This is a genomic window from Ensifer sp. 22460 (assembly GCF_052044935.1).
Lineage (GTDB): Bacteria > Pseudomonadota > Alphaproteobacteria > Rhizobiales > Rhizobiaceae > Ensifer.
Genome location: NZ_JBQENZ010000007.1, coordinates 180,625 through 198,496 on the forward strand (window position 1 = coordinate 180,625; position 17,872 = coordinate 198,496).

The 17,872-nt window shown below is 60.8% G+C and carries 19 protein-coding genes; 9 read left to right on the forward strand and 10 right to left on the reverse strand.

Annotated features, from left to right (window positions below; translation table 11 throughout):
* Positions 1–168: 168 nt before the first annotated feature.
* A complete protein-coding gene (locus tag ACTJKM_RS11205; RefSeq protein WP_057255753.1) occupies positions 169–996 on the reverse strand; it encodes a cell envelope integrity EipB family protein in 828 nt (275 codons plus the stop codon).
* Positions 997–1,141: 145 nt separating this feature from the next.
* Between ACTJKM_RS11205 and ACTJKM_RS11210 the strand changes: the two genes are divergently transcribed.
* From ACTJKM_RS11210 to ACTJKM_RS11225, 4 genes are read left to right on the forward strand one after another with little or no spacing between them, the layout of a single operon-like run.
* The gene (locus tag ACTJKM_RS11210) at positions 1,142–1,609 is read left to right on the forward strand and encodes a RidA family protein (protein ID WP_057256068.1); all 468 of its coding nucleotides are present in this window, start codon (positions 1,142–1,144) and stop codon (positions 1,607–1,609) included.
* 14 nt (positions 1,610–1,623) lie between these two features.
* The gene (locus ACTJKM_RS11215; RefSeq protein WP_057255752.1) at positions 1,624–2,349 is read left to right on the forward strand and encodes a glycerophosphodiester phosphodiesterase; all 726 of its coding nucleotides are present in this window, start codon (positions 1,624–1,626) and stop codon (positions 2,347–2,349) included.
* Positions 2,350–2,353: 4 nt separating this feature from the next.
* Complete coding sequence (locus ACTJKM_RS11220; protein ID WP_058320603.1) at positions 2,354–3,541, forward strand: GNAT family N-acetyltransferase; 1,188 nt, start codon at positions 2,354–2,356, stop codon at positions 3,539–3,541.
* Positions 3,542–3,588: 47 nt separating this feature from the next.
* A complete protein-coding gene (locus ACTJKM_RS11225; RefSeq protein ID WP_058320602.1) occupies positions 3,589–4,005 on the forward strand; it encodes an HIT family protein in 417 nt (138 codons plus the stop codon).
* A gap of 97 nt (positions 4,006–4,102) precedes the next feature.
* Here ACTJKM_RS11225 and ACTJKM_RS11230 read toward each other — a convergent pair whose 3' ends face one another.
* The 8 genes from ACTJKM_RS11230 to ACTJKM_RS11265 all read right to left on the reverse strand — a co-directional run bounded on the left by ACTJKM_RS11230 (position 4,103) and on the right by ACTJKM_RS11265 (position 11,198).
* Positions 4,103–4,447 carry an AzlD domain-containing protein gene (locus ACTJKM_RS11230; protein WP_058326634.1) on the reverse strand — a complete coding sequence of 115 codons (345 nt, stop codon included), beginning with the start codon at positions 4,445–4,447 and terminating at the stop codon, positions 4,103–4,105.
* Entirely contained in the window at positions 4,444–5,181 is a 738-nt protein-coding gene (locus tag ACTJKM_RS11235; protein ID WP_058326635.1) for an AzlC family ABC transporter permease, read from the reverse strand. Before ACTJKM_RS11235 ends, ACTJKM_RS11230 begins: the two co-directional genes overlap by 4 nt.
* 195 nt (positions 5,182–5,376) lie before the next feature.
* On the reverse strand, positions 5,377–7,893 hold the full coding sequence (gene clpA, locus ACTJKM_RS11240) for an ATP-dependent Clp protease ATP-binding subunit ClpA (protein WP_058326636.1): 2,517 nt from the start codon (positions 7,891–7,893) through the stop codon (positions 5,377–5,379).
* Positions 7,894–7,902: 9 nt separating this feature from the next.
* Complete coding sequence (clpS, locus tag ACTJKM_RS11245) at positions 7,903–8,256, reverse strand: ATP-dependent Clp protease adapter ClpS (RefSeq protein WP_043622145.1); 354 nt, start codon at positions 8,254–8,256, stop codon at positions 7,903–7,905.
* A 242-nt stretch (positions 8,257–8,498) separates the two neighbouring features.
* Positions 8,499–8,855, reverse strand: a complete 357-nt coding sequence (locus tag ACTJKM_RS11250) for a phasin family protein (protein WP_057255742.1) — start codon at positions 8,853–8,855, stop codon at positions 8,499–8,501.
* Between the two features lie 278 nt (positions 8,856–9,133).
* Positions 9,134–9,337, reverse strand: coding sequence for a DUF3126 family protein (locus ACTJKM_RS11255; protein ID WP_034796738.1), 204 nt, complete (start codon positions 9,335–9,337; stop codon positions 9,134–9,136).
* A gap of 100 nt (positions 9,338–9,437) precedes the next feature.
* Positions 9,438–10,265, reverse strand: a complete 828-nt coding sequence (gene cysE, locus ACTJKM_RS11260; protein WP_058320598.1) for a serine O-acetyltransferase — start codon at positions 10,263–10,265, stop codon at positions 9,438–9,440.
* 147 nt (positions 10,266–10,412) lie between these two features.
* The gene (locus ACTJKM_RS11265; protein WP_058326637.1) at positions 10,413–11,198 is read right to left on the reverse strand and encodes an alpha/beta fold hydrolase; all 786 of its coding nucleotides are present in this window, start codon (positions 11,196–11,198) and stop codon (positions 10,413–10,415) included.
* Positions 11,199–11,368: 170 nt separating this feature from the next.
* On the opposite strand from ACTJKM_RS11265, the gene ACTJKM_RS11270 reads away from it, so the two are divergent.
* Entirely contained in the window at positions 11,369–11,614 is a 246-nt protein-coding gene (locus ACTJKM_RS11270; RefSeq protein WP_057255736.1) for a zinc-finger domain-containing protein, read from the forward strand.
* Between the two features lie 9 nt (positions 11,615–11,623).
* On the forward strand, positions 11,624–12,787 hold the full coding sequence (locus tag ACTJKM_RS11275) for an FAD-dependent monooxygenase (protein WP_058326638.1): 1,164 nt from the start codon (positions 11,624–11,626) through the stop codon (positions 12,785–12,787).
* 83 nt (positions 12,788–12,870) lie between these two features.
* On the opposite strand, the gene ACTJKM_RS11280 is transcribed toward ACTJKM_RS11275, so the two are convergent.
* On the reverse strand, positions 12,871–14,061 hold the full coding sequence (locus ACTJKM_RS11280) for a cystathionine beta-lyase (protein ID WP_058326639.1): 1,191 nt from the start codon (positions 14,059–14,061) through the stop codon (positions 12,871–12,873).
* Between the two features lie 339 nt (positions 14,062–14,400).
* Here ACTJKM_RS11280 and ACTJKM_RS11285 point away from each other — a divergent pair, with 339 nt between their 5' ends.
* The 3 genes from ACTJKM_RS11285 (at position 14,401) to ACTJKM_RS11295 (ending at position 17,872) form a co-directional block, all read left to right on the forward strand.
* On the forward strand, positions 14,401–15,426 hold the full coding sequence (locus ACTJKM_RS11285) for an amino acid ABC transporter substrate-binding protein (RefSeq protein WP_057255724.1): 1,026 nt from the start codon (positions 14,401–14,403) through the stop codon (positions 15,424–15,426).
* A 90-nt stretch (positions 15,427–15,516) separates the two neighbouring features.
* Positions 15,517–16,710 carry an amino acid ABC transporter permease gene (locus ACTJKM_RS11290; protein WP_057255722.1) on the forward strand — a complete coding sequence of 398 codons (1,194 nt, stop codon included), beginning with the start codon at positions 15,517–15,519 and terminating at the stop codon, positions 16,708–16,710.
* 4 nt (positions 16,711–16,714) lie between these two features.
* Positions 16,715–17,872 (forward strand): amino acid ABC transporter permease, encoded by a 1,158-nt coding sequence (locus ACTJKM_RS11295; protein WP_058326640.1) that lies wholly within the window; start codon positions 16,715–16,717, stop codon positions 17,870–17,872.

Here is a 17,872-nt window from a genome sequence, read left to right on the forward strand (position 1 = left end):
TCCGGTTGAACCTCCGCGAAGCGTCGAGCATGGTCTTTCGAACAGCCCACCGGCGGAACGATCCGGATTTCTCCCGGAACATCCCTTGCTTCACGTGTGGAATGGCAGCCCCTTAACCGCAACTGCCCGAGAAATCAAGACGCGAGTGCCGATTTTCGTCGCGATCGGCTATTTGCAGTCCTCGGATTTGAAGACTTCGAGATCGGCAAGCTTACCGCTGAGGACAAAATCGCCGTAGTCCATCGTCAGGTCCCGGGTGATTCCGTTTTCGTAGAGCTTGAACGACATGCGGTAGATTGGCAGCGCATCGCCGCTCTTGTCGTCGTTGAAATAGGAAATCGTCACCGGCCAATAGGCTTCGCTGCCGAACTTGCCAGCCTTGCCGGCATCCGGCTCATCAGCGGTGGGCTTGCGCGATTTACCGACAAAGGTCGAGGTGATCAGCGTCTTGTCGCCCGAATCGGAGCCGTCGAAGATGCGCGCCTCGAACAAGCCTTCCCCCTTCTTCGCCCGCGAGATCACTTCCATCATATGGGCGGTCGGGAAACGGCTGGCCGCAAGTTCCACTTCGCGCTTGTCGGGCGCGGTCAGCTCCACCTTGACACCGCTCTTTTCCTCATGCGCCGTTCCGCGCACTTCCTTGTCCAGCTTCTCGTCGGTGAAAGAGCGCGTCAAGAAGCGGAAATTGCCCGTCTTCAGATCCTCATAGGTGGTCGTCTGCTGATCCGTGAGGCGAACTTCCTCGCCGGTGTCGACCTGGGTGACGAAGCGGAAGCTGACCGTGTAGCCCTCGCAAGACGAACCATTGAATTCATAGACCATGCGACCATACATTCCGGCAATGCCCGAACGATCCGACGCATCCTTGAGCTCAAGATCATAGACGGCGCGATGCGGCACGAGGACATTCGCACTCGCCGCCGTAGCACCTGACGCCGTCACGACGGCGAAACAAACGCTGCCCAGAGTGACGAGACCGAAGCCTTTATGAAACATCCGTTTCCTCCTATTGGACTCGCCGGCAATGCTATAAACAAGCGTTCGGCAGAAGCGAGGCGGTGTTTGCAGGAAAATGCCGGCGCCCGCCGCGATCCGGCCTGAATGCAGGATTTTAACACAAAAGACAACAATGGAGCTTTCCATGTCCGCAGAGATCGAAACGCGCCTCAAGGACCTCGGCGTCACCCTTCCCCAGGCTGCGACCCCGGTCGCGAACTATGTGCCGTACGTGATCAGCGGCTCGATGCTCTACATCTCCGGACAGCTTCCGATGGAAGACGGCAAGGTCGCCGTGACAGGCATTGTCGGCAAGGATGTCGACGTCGCCCGCGCGCAACGCGCCGCCGAACTCTGCTCGATCAACATCCTCGCACAGGCAAAATCCGCGCTCGGCGGCGACCTCGGACGCATCCGTCGTCTGGTGAAGATCAACGGCTTCGTCGCCTCGACGCCGGAATTTGTCGAGCAGCACCTCGTCATCAACGGCGCCTCCAATCTGCTCGCCACCGTGCTCGGTGAAGCGGGCAAACACGCCCGCGCCGCCGTCGGCATGGCTTCCCTGCCCTTCAATGCCGCCGTCGAGATCGACGCCGTCATCGAGATCGCCTGATTAGGATGCCCACCATGGCTGATATTTCCTGGCTGAAGGCCCAACCGATCGCCCATCGCGGCTATCACGACATGAACAGAGACGTGTGGGAGAACACGCTTTCGGCTTTCTCCCGTGCCGTCGATGCGGGTTTCGCCATCGAGTGCGACCTGCAATACACCGCCGACAGCATCCCGGTCGTCTTCCATGATGACGACACCCAGCGTCTCTGCGGCATCAAGGGCGACGTGCGCGCGCGCACCGCCGGCGAGCTCGGCCTGATGGCGATTGGCGGGACGAAGGACAAGGTGCCGACGCTGACGCAGATGCTGCGCCTGGTCGCAGGCAAAGTACCGCTGGTCATCGAACTCAAGGGCCGCAAGGGCGACGACGAGGGCTTTGCCGCCGCCGTGCTGGAGACGCTCGAAGGCTACAAGGGACACGTCGCCCTGATGAGCTTCGATCACTGGCTGCTCAAGGACCTGAAGGCGCTCGACGCGCCCTACCCGCTCGGCCTCACTGCGGAAGGCGCCAATCCCGAGACGTTTTTCGTGCACGAGGAAGCCATGCAGCTCGGCCTCGACTTCATCTCCTACCATTACGGCCACCTGCCGAACTCGTTCATCACCAAGGAGCGGACGCTCGGCAAGACGATCATCACCTGGACCGTGCGCGACCGCCAGGCCGAGACCTACACGTTCGCTCACGCGGATCAGATGACCTTCGAGGGCTTCGACCCGCGGGAGGCCCTGGTTTCCTGATCTGATGTCAGACGCCGTCACCATCCGCATAGCCCAATCCTTCGCCGATGTGCCGGCAGCACGCTGGAACGTGCTTTCCGGTGCATCGAAGGTGCATCCCGGCGGCGTCTACAATCCCTTCCTCTCGCATGCCTATCTTTCGGCTCTTGAGGAATCCGGGTCCGCAACTGCGAAAACAGGCTGGCTCGGCCAACACCTGCTTCTCGAAGGATCGGACGGCCATCTGCGCGGCGGTCTAGTCTGCTACTTGAAGAACCACAGCCAGGGCGAATATGTCTTCGACCATGGCTGGGCCGACGCTTTCGAGCGGGCCGGCGGGCGCTATTATCCGAAACTGCAAAGCTCCATTCCCTTCACGCCGGCCACCGGACCGAGACTGCTTACGGTGCCGGGTGAAAACCAGGGCGCAGTTCAGGATGCGCTTGCCGCAGGCATGAAGGAGCTCGCACGCAGACACGATGTCTCGTCGGCGCATGTCACCTTCGTGCCGGAAGCCGAGATGCCTGCCCTAGAGCGCGCCGGCTTCCTTCACCGCACCGATCAGCAGTTCCACTTCACCAATGAAGGCTACGGATCGCACGCCGATTTCCTGGAGACCTTGGCCTCCCGCAAGCGCAAGGCACTCAAGAAGGAACGCAGGGCCGCGGTCGAAAACGGCATCTCGATCGACTGGCTGACCGGCAGCGATCTGACGGAAGCGATCTGGGACCAGTTCTTTGCCTTCTACATGGACACCGGCGGTCGCAAGTGGGGTCGTCCCTATCTGACGCGCGCCTTCTATTCGCTGATCGGCGAGCGCATGGCCGACGATATCCTGCTGGTGATGGCGCGCCGCAACGGCCGCTACATCGCCGGCGCGATCAACTTCATCGGCGGCGACGCGCTCTACGGCCGTCACTGGGGCTGCATCGAGGACCATCCGTTCCTGCATTTCGAGGTCTGCTATCACCAGGCGATCGATTTCGCGATCGCCAAGGGACTGAAGAGGGTCGAGGCCGGCGCCCAGGGTGAACACAAGCTCGCGCGCGGCTACATGCCCGTCACCACCCACTCCGCGCATTTCTTCATGCATTCAGGGCTCGCCCGCGCTGTCGCCGATTATCTCCAGCGCGAGCGTAGGGATGTGGAGGAAACGGGCGAGATTCTTGCAGAACACGGGCCGTTCCGCAAAGGCGAGCGGCAAGACGACTGAACGGCTTTCGGCCAAGGTCGGCCCGCGACAATTCACGAGGAAGAACAATGACCTACGACGACAACAACATCTTCGCCAAGATCCTGCGCGGCGAAATTCCCTCGCACCGCGTCTACGAGGATGACGCGACGATCGCGTTCATGGATGTGATGCCGCAGGCCGAAGGCCACTTGCTCGTCGTACCGAAGGCACCCTCGCGCAACTTGCTCGATGCCGATGCAGCGACGCTGCCGGCGCTCATCGCTACCGTGCAGAAACTGGCGGTCGCGGCGAAAGAGGCCTTCGAGGCCGATGGCGTGACGGTGATGCAGTTCAACGAGACACCGGCCGGCCAATCGGTCTTCCACCTGCACTTCCATGTCATTCCGCGACGGGCCGGCGTGCCGCTGAAGCCGCATTCCGGTACGATGGAAGACGGCGCCGTGCTCGCGGCGAATGCCGAAAAGGTTCGGCAGGCGCTCTGATCGCGTCTTCAAACCACCTCTGAAATGTTGCTCCGCCGAGCCGGCTTCACGGCTCGCCGGATGGCTTTCTCGCGGGACCAGCTTGCAGAGTGCGCGATTAAAAGCCGAGGAGCCACAGCCCCAGGGCGAGCGCTGCGATGGCTGTCGCTATTCCGATCGCCGGCTTTCGTCCGAACAGAAAGAAAGCGACCGCCCCAAGTCCGACGGACCCCACCCGCAGCCAGAGCGGGGATTGTTCGAGCACGCCTGTCGGATAAAGGATGAGCTTCGCGATGACCGCCGCGACAAGAGCGGTCGCGACCGCCCTCACCCAGTTCAGCGCCTCGGAATCGTCCCGCAACTTGTTGCCGGCAACGACGCCGAGCCAGCGCCAGATGTCGGTCGCGAGCCAGCCGGCAATCGCGATGAAGGCATAGGCCCACCAACCATCCTGCCACGTCATACGCCCACCTCCTTGCGTTGGCGCCAGAGGCGCTCGACCAGCCAGGCGAGCGTGCCGCCGACTAGACCGGCGAGCAGGATGTCGAATTCCGGAAACAGCCAATAGAACAGCGGCCCGCCGACAAGTCCGAAGAGCAGCGCAACGTAGACGACGGGGTGGCGCGCCGAATGCCAGATCGATGCGAGGAAATAGACAGGCGTCAGAAAGAACAGGCAGCCCGCAACGATCGGCGGGAAGTCCGCGACGAAATGATAGACGACGGCAACCAGCAGCATGTTCGCCGCAACGAGCGTGATGCCGAAGCCGGCAAAGAAGGCGACGCGCCGTTCACGCGGCACCTGCGGCACCTTCTCCATTGCGAACACCCAGGCGGTGATCGCCACGAAATGCGAAAGGAAGAGGAGCAGCCAGGTCGGCGTTCGCGATGCGCGCAGTTCCGGGACGAGCGCCGCAACCATCGGCATCAGCCGGACGGAAGACAGCGAAACCGCCAGGAAAGCGGCCGCCAAGTTCGCGCCGCTCATCATCGAACTGACAAGAATGACTTTCGCCGGAAGCGCCCAGACCATGCCGACCATGAAGACGACCTGCTGCACTGGGATCCCAGCTTGCGCCGTCAGCGAACAGAAGCCGACGAAGGACAGCATCAGGATGAAGGCCGGCAGGCTGAAGATGCCCCGCATACCTCTCCCGAACCAGGCGAGCGATGATTGCTCGTCTTCTTCCCTATCCATTGGCAATTCCGGATTGTCTTTGATTTTCGATCACGATGATCTTGGGTCGAATCGACCCAAGATCATCGTGATCGAATATAAGTTATTGGAGCGGGATGCGGGCGAAAAACCGCGCACACTTTTCCTCATCCCGCTCTCAAGAAAACGGTGCCGGATGGTTTGCATCCGGCACCGTCGAACATTTCTTGCGAGGGTCTATTTCTTGCGCGGCACCTTCGGCACCGTGCGGCCCTTTCTCGGAGCCGCGTCGCCGGCCCCGGCTTCGCCATCGGAGGATGCCTTGGCGGCTGCCTTCTTCGGCTTGGACTTCGGCGCGGGCTCGGCGCCCACTTCTTCCTTGTCGTCGGCCTTCTTCGGCTTTGTCGCCTTCATCGCCGGGCGGGAAACCTCCGCCTTCGGCTTGATCGGCGTCGTTTCCGGAACCGCATCGAGCAGCAAGCCCTTGGTGCCATCGGCCTTGGTACCGATCGTCACCTTGACGACGCCGCCCTTCTTCAGCTTGCCGAAGAGGATTTCATCGGCGAGCGGCTTCTTGATGTTTTCCTGGATGACGCGGGCGAGCGGCCGCGCGCCCATCTTCTCGTCATAGCCCTTCTCGGCGAGCCAGGCGATTGCCTCCGGCGCGAGGTCGAAGGTGACGTTGCGCTCGGCGAGCTGCGTTTCCAGCTGCATGACGAACTTCTGTACGACCTGGTGGATGACCGGGGTCGGCAGCGAAGCGAAGGGAATGACCGCGTCCAGACGGTTGCGGAATTCCGGCGTGAACAGGCGGTTCAGCGCCTCTTCGTCTTCACCCGTACGCTTGGAAGAACCGAAGCCGATGGCGGCCCGGGCCATTTCCGATGCGCCGGCATTGGTGGTCATGATCAGGATGACGTTGCGGAAGTCGATCTTCTTGCCGTTGTGATCCGTCAGCGAGCCATGATCCATGACCTGCAACAGGATGTTGAACAGGTCCGGATGCGCCTTCTCGATCTCGTCGAGCAGCAGCACGCAATGCGGATGCTGGTCGACGCCATCGGTCAACAGGCCGCCCTGGTCGAAGCCGACATAGCCGGGAGGTGCACCGAGCAGACGCGAAACCGTGTGCCGCTCCATGTATTCCGACATGTCGAAGCGCAGAAGCTCGACGCCGAGCGACGTCGCAAGCTGCTTGGCGACTTCCGTCTTGCCGACGCCGGTCGGGCCGGAGAAGACATAGCAGCCGATCGGCTTGTTCGGTTCCCGCAGGCCGGCACGCGCCAGCTTGATCGAAGACGCGAGCGCTTCGATCGCCAGGTCCTGGCCATAGACGACCGAGCGCAGTTCCTTTTCGAGGTTGGCGAGAACGGCCTCATCATCCTTCGAAACGGTCTTGGGCGGGATGCGCGCCATCGTCGCGATCGTCGCCTCGATCTCCTTTTCGGTGATCAGCTTGCGGCGCTTGCTTGCCGGCAGCAGCATCTGCGCAGCACCGGATTCGTCGATCACGTCGATCGCCTTGTCAGGCAGCTTGCGGTCGTTGATGTAACGGGCGGAAAGTTCAACCGCGGCCTTGATCGCCTCGTTCGAGTATTTCAGGTGGTGATATTCCTCGAAGTAAGGCTTCAGACCCTTCATGATCTCGATCGCGTCGGCGATCGTCGGCTCGTTCACGTCGATCTTCTGGAAGCGGCGAACCAGCGCCCGGTCCTTCTCGAAGAACTGGCGGTATTCCTTGTAGGTGGTCGAACCGATGCAGCGGATCGCGCCGGAGGAGAGCGCCGGCTTCAGGAGATTGGACGCATCCATGGCGCCACCGGAGGTGGCCCCAGCGCCGATGACGGTGTGGATCTCGTCAATGAAGAGCACGGCACCCGGATAGTCCTCAAGCTCCTTGACGACCTGCTTCAGGCGCTCTTCGAAATCGCCGCGATAGCGCGTGCCGGCGAGCAAGGTGCCCATATCCAGCGAGAAGATCGTCGCATCCTGTAGCGCTTCCGGTACCTTCTTTTCAATGATGCGCTTGGCAAGGCCTTCGGCGATCGCCGTCTTGCCGACGCCGGGGTCGCCGACATAGAGCGGATTGTTCTTCGAGCGGCGGCACAGCACCTGGATGGTGCGGTTCACCTCGGCGTGACGCCCGATCAACGGGTCGATCTTGCCTGACTTCGCCTTTTCATTGAGGTTGACGCAATAGGCCGTAAGCGCGTCCTGCTGCTTCTTGGCGCCAGTTTCCTCGGTGTCGCGCGAAGGCTTCTGCTCGGATTCGTGATCGTCGGCGCCGCGCACCGGCCGGGATTCGGAGGTGCCAGGCCGCTTGCCGATGCCGTGTGAAATGAAGTTGACGGCGTCGTAACGCGTCATCTCCTGCTCCTGCAGGAAATAGGCGGCATGGCTTTCGCGCTCGGCGAAGATGGCAACCAGCACGTTGGCGCCGGTGACTTCTTCACGGCCGGACGATTGGACATGGATGACCGCGCGCTGGATGACACGCTGGAAACCCGCCGTCGGCTTGGAATCTTCGTCGTAGCCGGTCACGAGATTGGAAAGCTCGTTGTCGACATAATCCGTCACGGTCTTGCGCAGCGTCTCGAGATTGACGTTGCAGGCGCCCATCACGGCCGCCGCGTCGGCATCATCGATCAATGCCAGAAGCAGATGCTCGAGCGTGGCGTATTCATGGTGGCGCTCGTTGGCAAAAGTCAGTGCCTGGTGTAGCGCCTTTTCGAGACTGGGCGAAAATGTTGGCACGTTAGTTCCTCATTTCTTTTCCATGACGCATTGCAACGGATGCTGATGCTGCCGGGCAAAATCCATCACCTGCGTCACCTTGGTTTCGGCGACCTCATAGGTGAAGACGCCGCACTCTCCCACGCCATGATTGTGGACATGAAGCATGATGCGGGTCGCCTCTTCCGGGTTCTTCTGAAAGAAGCGCTCCAGGATATGGATGACAAATTCCATCGGCGTGTAATCGTCATTCAAAAGCAGAACACGATACAAACTCGGCTTTTTGGTCTTCGGCTTGGTACGCGTGATGACGGACGTGCTGCGGTTGTTGCCGTTTCCCTCGTCATCGCTACCTTGCTGCATCCGGACCGGCATGGCGATCATTCTTGTCAGTTCCTTGTACAGCAGCGACCCCACTGAACTTGGCCGCAGCGTGCTTGCCCTTTATCTAATGGTTCGTTTTCAGATTTTAAGACCGAACCAACGCACTGCAATCATAATCGCACGACCGCGCGTAAGATTGATCAACTTTCTTCGGGCTGCGCACAGCTAATGCGAGAAACAAAAAGGCCGGTCGCAAGCGCTGCGACCGGCCTTTTTTTGGAATGTGGTTCTTTGCCTGGCGATCAGGCGGCGGCAGCGGCGGCCTTGACTGCTGCCGTTGCCTTGGCAACCGGCGCTTCGTAGGGCTTGTAAGCGTCCTTGGCGAGATCAGCGTACATTTCGCCGATCTTCGTTGCCTCGGCGACGAAGCCTTCGTAGCTCGCCTTGATGAAATTGGTCTGCAGTTCGAAAACAGCTTCCACACTCTTGGTGCTCGACAGCTTCTCGACGTGCGCAACGCCATCTTCAAAGGACTTCTTGGAGTAGTCCGCAGCTTCAGTCGCGATAGCCTGGAGACCCTTGGTCCAAGCGGAATAGCTCTTTACAGCCACGTCAATGGCTTCTTTGCTCTTCTTGTTTGCATCGTCGAAGTTGAACATCGGGTGTCTCCTTAGTGACGGCCTGATCTGGAGGCTTCAGTTTATGTGCACTGCACAAAAAGTCAAGACGAGTGTGCGACGCAATAAAATACAACGGATGCAACAACTTGATGAAAAAATGCGCTCCCGCGAAAAAAAATCTTACGGCGCGATGAAGAACCAAGATGAGCGACGCGAGCAATTGCTCAGCGTGATGCATAAATCCCCATCAAAACAATAAACCCCGAAAATCTCAGGGGATTTTCGGGGTTTATTGTTTTCGGACGTCCTCGTCAGACTTAGAGGTCGATGTCGAGGATTGCCATGGAGAAATTGTAGGAAAGCTCGCCATCTTCCTCATCGCGGAAAACGACACCGAGGAACTCGTCACCGAGATAGACTTCAGCGGACTCGTCCTTCTTCGGGCGCGCCTTGACGACCATCTGCTGATTGAAGGTGCGCTTGAAATAGGCTTCAAGCTTGCGGATTTCTTCGGGCTTCAAAACACGTCTCCGTAGCCGTTTATCTGTGCGGCGCTTCTCGCACGCTGCATCGCCGGGTGTAAACCCCTCGAAAGAGGCTTACGCACCGGTTCCCGTATGTTCAGATATCGAAGCTGCTCAGGATCTGGTCCATCTGACGCGATGGCTCGGAGCAACCGGCCTCGCCCACCACCTTCGCCGGCACGCCTGCGACCGTCGTTTTCGGCGGCACCGGCTTCAACACGACCGAGCCGGCGGCGATGCGCGAGCAATGGCCGATATGGATATTGCCAAGGATCTTGGCGCCGGCGCCGATCAGGACGCCATCAGCGATCTTCGGATGACGGTCGCTGCCCTCCTTGCCCGTGCCACCGAGCGTCACGCCGTGCAGGATGGAGACATTGTCTCCGATCACCGCCGTCTCGCCGACGACAAGACCGGTGGCGTGATCAAGGAAGATGCCGCGCCCGATGCGGGCAGCGGGATTGATGTCCGTCTGGAAGACGCTCGACGCGCGGCTCTGCAGATAGAACGCGAAATCCTTGCGGCCGCGCTTCAGCAGCCAATGGGCCAGGCGGTGCGTCTGGATAGCATGGAAGCCCTTGAAATAGAGTACCGGCTCGATGAAACGGGTGCAGGCGGGATCGCGGTCATAGACGGCCTGGATGTCGACACGCAGAATGGTGCCCCATTCCGGCCAATCCTCCATCATCTCCGAGAAGGTCTGTCGCAAGAGGTTTGCCTGAAGATCGGGATGATCGAGCCTTTCGCAGATGCGATAGATCACGCTTTCTTCGAGCGAGTGCTGATTGACCACCGTCGAATAGAGGAAGGCCGCAAGCATCGGGTCCTGCTCGGCTGCCACGCGGGCTTCCTCACGCAGGCTGTTCCAGATCGGGTCCATCACCTTCAAAGCTTCCGTCTGGCGAAGTTCGGTCTTGGCGACCATCGTCGCTCTCCTTCCTGTCCGTCCTACAGTCACTATAGGGGAAATCCGGTATGACTTAAATGGCTCGGCCTCAGTTCCACCCTCGGTCGAGCAGCTCAGAAGCGGGCAAGCGTGCGGTGCTTCCCGCGTTCCGTCTTGTTCGGCAGTCTAGGCGCGTCCCACTTCCTCGAGGAATTCGAGCACGGCCTTCTTGAAAACCCGGTCACCCACGGCGAGCATATGATCCCTGCCCGGAATATCAAGCGCACGCGCGTTGGGCATCAACTCCGCCAGCTCCTGCGGTGAGCCGGCAATGTCGTCCTTGGTCCCGACACCGATCAGGGTCGGCACGTCGATGCGCCCCATGTCCTCAGCCGTCAGCAGATCGCGAGACGTCGAGATGCAGGCCGCAAGCGCCTGCCTGTCGCTTTTCGTCTGGTCGGCAAAGGCGCGGAACATGCGGCCGCGTGCATGGGTCACGACATCCAGAGACGGCGCCGACAAGGCATCGGCAATCGGGTCCCAATCCCCTACCCCCGTCACCATGCCGATGCCGAGCCCGCCAAAGACCAGCGAACGGACGCGGTGGGGATGGGCGAGTGCCAGGAAGGCCGAGATGCGTGCGCCCATCGAGTAGCCCATCACATGTGCTTCGGCGATGCCGAGATGAGCCAAAAGCGCTACGGCGTCGCCCGCCATCTGCTGCGGATGATAAAGCGCTGGATCGTAGGGTTTACTGCTCTTGCCATGCCCGCGGTTGTCGAGCGCGATCACACGGTAGCCGGCATCGCCCAGCGTCTTCAGCCAGCCCGGAAAAACCCAGTTGACGTTGGCGCTCGAGGCAAACCCATGAATGAGAAGAATGGGTGTGCCGGCTGGATCACCTTCGTCGAAGAAGGCAATCTCCAGGCCTTCATGGGCAAAGTGGGAAAACGGCGGCGGATTGAGATCCATCTTTATCATCCTGGGAGGTATCGATCCGGCGCAACCTAGTTCGTCGCTCTGGCGAGTGAAACCCCGCCCCGGCAAAAACCACAGCTGCGGCGTGTTTGCCGCTACACTTTTGCAGCAAAGCTCACTATGGTGCCGCCAACTTTAGAGACTTGCATTCATCGGAGCATGACATGGCCGGCCACAGCATCCCGCACTTCCAGAACGACGGCGGACATCAGGCAATCGAAATCGGCGTCAAGGAATTCATGTGCACCGGCGCGTCCATTCCGTACGATCACCCGCACATCTTCATCGATATGGGCGACGACAACGAAAAGGTCTGCTCCTACTGCTCCACGCTCTATCGCTACAATCCGAAGCTGAAGGCGACGGAAACCAACCCGCCCGGCTGCCTCTTCGCCCACAAAGCCGCCTGATAAGCCACGATGTCGCGCCCTGTCGCGATCATCGGCGCCGGTATCGGCGGACTCACGGCCGCCTTGTGCCTCGCCCGCCGAGGCTTCGAAGTCGACATCATCGAACGGGCAACGGCGCTGACCGAGGTCGGCGCCGGCCTGCAATTGTCGCCGAACGCCTCACGCATCCTCATAGAACTCGGCCTGCTTGCGGAACTCGAAGCCTACTGGAGCGAGCCCGAGCGCATCGGCCTGGTTGACGGCGTATCCTTGAGCCCTCTTGCCAGCGTATCGGCCGGCGCTTTCGCGCGTCGCCGCTGGCACGCGCCCTATGCCGTCATGCACCGCGCGAGCCTGCAGAAAGTCCTGCTTGCCGCCGTGGAGGCAGAACCGCGCTGCCGCCTGCAACTCGGCTGCCTTATCGACAACCCTGATGAGCAGACCATCATAACACTGACGGGGCGCCGCCCGGACATCATCGTCGGCGCCGACGGGATCTGGTCGCGGTTGCGCAACGGCGTCCCCGGTGCCGGTCGCGTACGGTTTTCAGGCAACGTCGCCTGGCGCATGACGCTTGCGCGCGACACGGCCGCCGGCCTTCTCAAGCCGAACCAGGTCACAGCGTTCCTCGGCCCTCGCGCCCATCTCGTCGCCTACCCGTTGCGGGAAGTTGACGGTTTCAATCTCGTCGCGATCATCGAGGGCAAGGAAACCGATGCCGTCTGGGTCGGCAAGGATTCGGACAAGCGGCGCCAGGATTGCCTGAATGCTTTCTCCGGCTGGAACGCGGGCATCCGCTCGCTACTCGAAAAGGCTGCCGCCCCCACCTACTGGCCATTGTGCACAGTCGACGACGGGGCCTGGCAAGACGGGCGAAAGACCGTACTGATCGGCGATGCGGCCCATGCGATGACGCCCTTTGCGGCGCAGGGCGCGGCCATGGCGATCGAGGACGCCTTCGAGCTTTCCGACTGCCTGGCCACCGGCATCGATATCCCGAAGGCGCTGGCTGTATTCGAAGCGAGGCGCCGACCACGCATCGCGCGGGTCCGGCGCCGTGCGGCGCTCAATCACTTCGCCTACCACGCCCGTGGGCCGCTACGCCTCGGCCGCGACATCGTCCTGAAACTCAAGGGACCGGATGCGCTCGCTGCCGACCTTGATTGGCTCTACGGCTACGGCGCCCAGCGCTGACTGCGGACAGGCGAGTGGGCAACACGCAGATTCCATAGTCGGTGGTGACGAGGCACCGCGAATGAATGCGGCGCCTCAAGCCGTCAAACGGCGTTGGCCGCGGCCAATCCCGCTTCGATGTCGCGGCGGATATCCGGCACATCCTCAAGCCCGATCTGCAGGCGGATGACCGGACCTTCTGTCGGCGCCAGCGCCACCTTGCGGTCCGACAGGCTGACATGGAGTGCCAAGCTCTCGAAGCCGCCCCAGGAATAGCCGAGCCCGAACAGTTTCAGCGCGTCGAGGAAGGCGTGCGCCTTGGCCTTGAACCGATCGGCGCTTTCCGCTTTTAGGACGAAGGAGAAGATGCCGCTTGCGCCGGCGAAATCGCGTTTCCAGAGTTCGTGTCCCGGGAAGCTCGGCAGTGCCGGATGCAGGACACGGGCGACCTCATCCCGCCCTTCCAGCCACTGGGCCAGGGCAAGTGCGCTCTCCTGGTGCCGCTCGAGGCGAATGCCCATCGTCCTCAGGCCACGCAGGATCTGGTAGCTGTCGTCGGGCGAAACGCAGACACCGAGGGTCACCATCGCCTCGGTCAAGGCCGGCCAGTGGGCGGCGTTCGCCGACACCGTACCCAGGAGAACATCCGAATGACCGGACGGATACTTGGTGGACGCATGGATCGACACATCGACGCCGTGATCGAGCGGCCTGAAGTAAACCGGCGTCGCCCAGGTGTTGTCCATGGTGACGACGCAGCCGTGGCGACGGGCAACGTCGGCGATGGCGCGAATGTCCTGCATTTCGAACGTATTCGAACCCGGCGCTTCGGTATGCACCAGGCGCGTGTTCGGTCGGATCAGGTTTTCGATTCCGGCACCGATCATCGGATCGTAGTATTCGACGGTGACGCCAAGACGCTTCAGCATGGTGTCGCAGAAGTGGCGCGTCGGGAAATAAACCGAATCGACGATCAGCGCGTGATCGCCCGCCGAGAGATAGGTAAGGAACGGCACCGTTACGGCAGCCAGGCCCGAGGGTACAAGAATCGTCCCGGCGGAACCTTCAAGTTCGTTGATCGCGTCGCAAAGCGCATCCGTGGTCGGCGTTCCGCGCGTCCCGTAGGTGTACTTCTGCGCGCGCGTTTCCATCGCCTTCGCATTCGGAAACAACACGGTGGACGCATGTACCACGGGCGGGTTGACGAAGCCGAAATAGTCGGAGGGATTGTTGCCGCTATGAGCGAGACGGGTGTTGATGCCCGCCTTGCCATTCACATTGCCGCTGTCTGCCATTGCATGTTCCGCTTCTGATTTCGAAAGAGAAACTCTTCGAATGAGCCACAACCGCGGTCAAGTGGCAAAAATCATGGAGCGTCGTTTTGGCCGTCATCGGCCGGTATTTGGCGATTTTTCGCCCAGGGCCCGCCCATTGCCCCCAAAAACTGCCTAACTTTCTGGCTTGTTTCGGGTTTTTCACATGCAAAACCAGAAAATCGGCGGCCTCTCTTGACCCTCATGGAATTTGAGCATGAGATAGCCTGTACTCGCGCCAGGAGGGTGGCGGAGGCTGCACGCGCCAGGAGAGGCGCTGGTGCAGACGGGAACTAACGACAACAGAAAAAGGTTCTAAAAATGGCAAAAAGAATTCTGACAGCTCTCGTTGGCGCCGCTGTCATGGGGATTGGCACACAGGCGGCTTCGGGCGCTACCCTTGATGACGTGAAGGCCAAGGGCTTTGTCCAGTGCGGCGTGAACACCGGTCTCGCCGGCTTCGCGGCACCGGATGCCTCGGGCAACTGGAGCGGTTTCGACGTCGACTACTGCAAGGCAATCGCCGCCGCGATCTTCGCGGATGCCAGCAAGGTGAAGTTCACGCCCACTTCGGCCAAGGAACGCTTCCCGGCGCTGCAGTCCGGCGAGGTCGATGTCCTCGCGCGTAACACCACCTGGACGATCAACCGCGACACCGCGCTCGGCTTCAACTTCCGCCCGGTCAACTACTATGACGGCCAGGGCTTCATGGTTCGCAAGAGCCTGAACGTCAAGTCGGCTCTCGAGCTTTCGGGCGCAGCCGTCTGCGTGCAGACCGGTACCACCACCGAACTCAACCTTGCCGACTACTTCAAGTCCAACAACCTGCAGTACAATCCGGTCGTCTTCGAAAAGCTCGAAGAAGTGAACGCCGCCTATGACGCCGGTCGTTGCGACGTCTACACCACCGACCAGTCGGGCCTCTATTCGCTGCGTCTGACGCTGTCGAAGCCCGACGATCACATGATCCTGCCGGAAATCATCTCGAAGGAACCCCTCGGCCCGGCCGTGCGCCAGGGTGACGACCAGTGGTTCGATATCGTCAGCTGGGTTCATTATGCGCTGATCCAGGCCGAAGATTTCGGCATCACCCAGGCCAACGTCGAAGAAATGAAGAAGTCCGCCAACCCGGACGTTCAGCGCTTCCTCGGCGTCGAAGCTGACAGCAAGATCGGCACCGACCTTGGCCTGACCAACGAATGGGCCGTGAACATCATCAAGGCCGTCGGCAACTACGGCGAAGTCTTTGACCGTAACATCGGCGCTGGCAGCCCGCTCAAGATCGAGCGCGGCCTCAACGCCCTGTGGAACAAGGGCGGCATCCAGTACGCCCCGCCGGTCCGCTAAGCGATTAGCCAAGACTGGGGAAGCGGGTCACCGCTTCCCCATCCAACGATAAAAACACCCAAAGGGTGACAAAGGGGAAAGAGGCATTGCATGGCGATTGGCGTCACAACTACGCCTGAAAAAAGCAAACCGTCGGGGTCGATCATCTACGACCCGCAAGTGCGCGGGATCTTCTATCAGGTACTCACCCTCGTCGTTCTCGCGGCCTTCGTCTATTGGATCGCCGACAATACGATCGAGAACCTCAAACGAGCGAATATTGCTTCCGGTTACGGCTTCCTGAATGGGCGCGCCGGTTTCGACGTTGGACAGTCGCTGATCGCCTTTACCAGCGATTCGACCTATCAGCGCGCGCTTGTCGTTGGTCTGCTCAACACGCTGCTGGTCGCTGTCTGCGGTATTTTCACCGCCACCATCATCGGCTTTGCGGTCGGCATCGGACGGCTGTCGCACAACTGGCTAATTGCCAAGCTGTCGCTCGCCTATGTCGAGATCTTCCGCAACATCCCGCCGCTGCTCGTCATCTTCTTCTGGTACAGCGGCGTTCTGGCGATCCTGCCGCAGCCACGTGAATCTGCGGCACTGCCGCTCAACATGTTCCTCAACAACCGCGGTCTCGCCTTTCCCAAACCGATCTTTGAAGACGGCTCGATGTACACGGTTCTTGCCTTCTTCATCGCGATCGTCGCCAGCTTCTTCGTGGCGCGGTATGCGCGCAAGAAGCAGGAAGCCACCGGACAGCGCTTCCCGGTTCTTTGGACGGCTCTCGGCCTGATCATCGGCTTGCCACTCTTGACGTTCCTCGCCACGGGATCGCCGATCACCTTCGACGTTCCCGTTGCCGGCAAGTTCAACCTCACCGGCGGCTCGGTCATCGGGCCGGAATTCTTGTCGCTGTTCCTGGCGCTCTCGTTCTATACCGCGGCCTTCATCGCCGAGATCGTGCGCGCCGGTATTCGCGGTGTTTCCAAGGGGCAGACGGAGGCCGCGCACGCGCTCGGCATTCGCCCGGGTCTGACGACGCGCCTCGTGGTTGTTCCGCAGGCGCTGAGGATCATCATTCCGCCGCTCACCAGCCAGTATCTGAACCTGACCAAGAACTCCTCGCTCGCCGTCGCCATCGGCTACGCCGATCTCGTGGCCGTCGGCGGCACGATCCTCAACCAGACGGGGCAGTCGATCGAGATCGTTACGATCTGGATCGTCGTATACCTGTCGCTGAGCCTCGCGACGTCGCTGTTCATGAACTGGTTCAATGCCCGAATGGCCCTGGTGGAGAGATAAGACCATGACCACACCCCAGGCAACTTTCGTCCGCGCCTCGATGATCGAGGCTTCCGCACCGCCGATCGCAGAAGGCGGCGTCGTCCACTGGCTGCGCGAGAACCTTTTCGCCACGCCGAAGGATACGGTGCTTACCATCATCGGCGCACTTGCGCTCGCGTGGTTCCTGCCGCCGGCAATCCAATGGCTGTTCCTTGACGCCGCCTGGACCGGTGGAGGCCGTGGCGTCTGCGCCACGGTTGCACAGGGCGGTAGCCAGCCGGAAGGCTGGAGCGGCGCGTGCTGGGCCTTCGTCAACGCGAAGCTCGACCAGTTCGTCTACGGCCGCTATCCGCTCGATGAACGCTGGAGACCGACGCTGGTCGGCATCCTCTTCATTCTTTTCCTCGTGCCGATGGCGATACCGAAGGTCCCTTACAAGGGCATCAACGCCATCCTGCTTTTCGCCGTTCTGCCGCTCATCTCCTTGATCCTGCTTCCGGGCGGTTGGTTTGGGCTGACTTTCGTCGAGACGCCGCTTTGGGGCGGCCTGATGGTGACGCTCATTCTCTCTTTCGTCGGCATCGCCGTGTCATTGCCGCTCGGCATCCTGCTAGCACTTGGCCGGCGATCACACATGCCCGTGATCAAGATGCTCTGCACCGCTTTCATCGAGCTGGTGCGCGGCATTCCGCTGATCACCGTGCTGTTCATGGCGAGCGTCATGCTGCCCCTGTTCCTGCCGCAGGGCGTCACCTTCGACAAATTCCTGCGCGCACTGATCGGCGTGTCGTTCTTTGCCTCGGCCTACATGGCCGAAGTGGTGCGCGGCGGTCTGCAGGCCATTCCGAAGGGGCAGTATGAAGGCGCAGATTCGCTCGGCCTCAGCTTCTGGCAGAAGATGAACCTCATCGTGCTGCCGCAGGCGCTGAAGCTTGTGATTCCCGGCATCGTCAACACCTTCATCGGTCTCTTCAAGGATACGTCGCTGGTGTCGATTATCGGCATGTTCGACCTGCTCGGCATCGTTCGCTTCAACTTCACCGACGCCAACTGGGCCTCTTCGGTCACGCCGATCTCGGGCCTTATTTTCGCTGGCTTCATATTCTGGCTTTTCTGCTTCAGTATGTCGCGCTATTCAGGCTTCATGGAACGCGTTCTCGACACGGCCCATAAACGATAA